Genomic DNA, 643 nt, shown 5'->3' with positions numbered 1-643 from the left:
GACCTGAGAAAAAAAATGCCATGAGCTTTAAAGTGGTCGAAGAGTTGATTGCGGTAGCCGGTCGCATCAGTAAAGACAAAACAATACGTGCGGTGATTTTAAATGGCGCTGAAGGAACCTTCTGCGCAGGGATTGACTTGGGCGACTTAAATCACCCCAAAAACCAAGTTTTTGCGCTATGGGAGTTGATCAAACCTTGGCAAAGCTCATTTCAGCGCGTGTGCTTAGTATGGCGTGATGTCCCAGTACCTGTCATTGCAGTACTGGAAGGATATTGTATCGGTGCAGGCTTACAGCTAGCGCTAGCATGTGATATTCGTATCAGCCATCCTGATTGTAAATTGGCTATTATGGAGGCCAAATGGGGACTAGTACCAGATATGGGCTTGACGCAATCTGGTTTTGGCGTGGTACGCGCTGATATCCTAAAAGAGCTGGCAATGACAGCCCGTATCGTTAGTGCAGAGCAGGGCAAAGAGCTAGGATTGGTCAGTCATTGCAGTGAGACGCCACTTGAGCAAGCGCAGCAACTTGCTGCTGAATTTGCTGAACGGTCACCAGATGCCGTGCTGGCAAGTAAACGCGTTATCAATGCCATGTTTGAACAATCTGCAACTACTTTATATATAGAAAAAGTCTGGCA

General features: G+C 47.0%; 1 protein-coding gene. It reads left to right on the top strand.

All coding sequences use genetic code 11. The features are described 5' to 3' along the window. Nucleotides 1–643, top strand: a 643-nt coding sequence (locus tag JMW90_RS13505; protein ID WP_201564756.1) for a crotonase/enoyl-CoA hydratase family protein, incomplete at both ends; no start/stop codon positions are given.

The organism is Psychrobacter glacincola, from assembly GCF_904846215.1.
Lineage (GTDB): Bacteria > Pseudomonadota > Gammaproteobacteria > Pseudomonadales > Moraxellaceae > Psychrobacter > Psychrobacter glacincola.
Note: the sequence above shows the minus strand (reverse complement) of the source record. Positions and strands in the feature narration are given on the sequence as shown.